Origin of the sequence: Streptomyces sp. SID12501 (assembly GCF_010550245.1) — a bacterium.
In the GTDB taxonomy this organism is placed as follows: Bacteria; Actinomycetota; Actinomycetes; order Streptomycetales; family Streptomycetaceae; genus Streptomyces.
Genome location: NZ_JAAGLU010000368.1, coordinates 1 through 542, shown reverse-complemented (window position 1 = coordinate 542; position 542 = coordinate 1). Strand labels below are relative to the sequence as shown.

Here is a 542-nt window from a genome sequence, read left to right as displayed (position 1 = left end):
ACACCCCGGTCGCCCGCCCCAAGTCGCTGCTCACGGGCGACGACATGAAGATCGAGTGGTCGGCCAACTGGGACGACAACCTCGGCGGCGCGGGCGAGACGATGGCGGACGACCCGGTGCTCGCGAGCATGAGCACGCAGGTCAAGGCCGAGTTCGAGCAGACGTTCATGTTCTACCTGCCGCGCATCTGCGAGCACTGCCTCAACCCGTCGTGCGTCGCCTCGTGCCCGTCCGGCGCGATGTACAAGCGCGCCGAGGACGGCATCGTCCTGGTCGACCAGGACAAGTGCCGCGGGTGGCGCATGTGCGTCACCGGCTGCCCGTACAAGAAGGTCTACTTCAACCACAAGACCGGCAAGGCCGAGAAGTGCACGCTGTGCTACCCGCGCCTCGAGGTCGGCCTGCCGACCGTGTGCTCGGAGACGTGCGTCGGGCGTCTGCGGTACCTGGGCCTCGTGCTGTACGACGAGGAGAAGGTGCTCGAGGCCGCGTCGGTCGAGGACGAGCACGCGCTGCTCAACGCGCAGCGCTCGGTCTTCCTC

At 67.7% G+C, this 542-nt stretch carries 1 protein-coding gene; it reads left to right on the top strand.

Translation table 11 applies throughout. From position 1 onward, the window contains the following. The coding region (locus tag G3I71_RS46280; protein ID WP_164324939.1) for a 4Fe-4S dicluster domain-containing protein at positions 1–542 on the top strand (542 nt) is incomplete at both ends.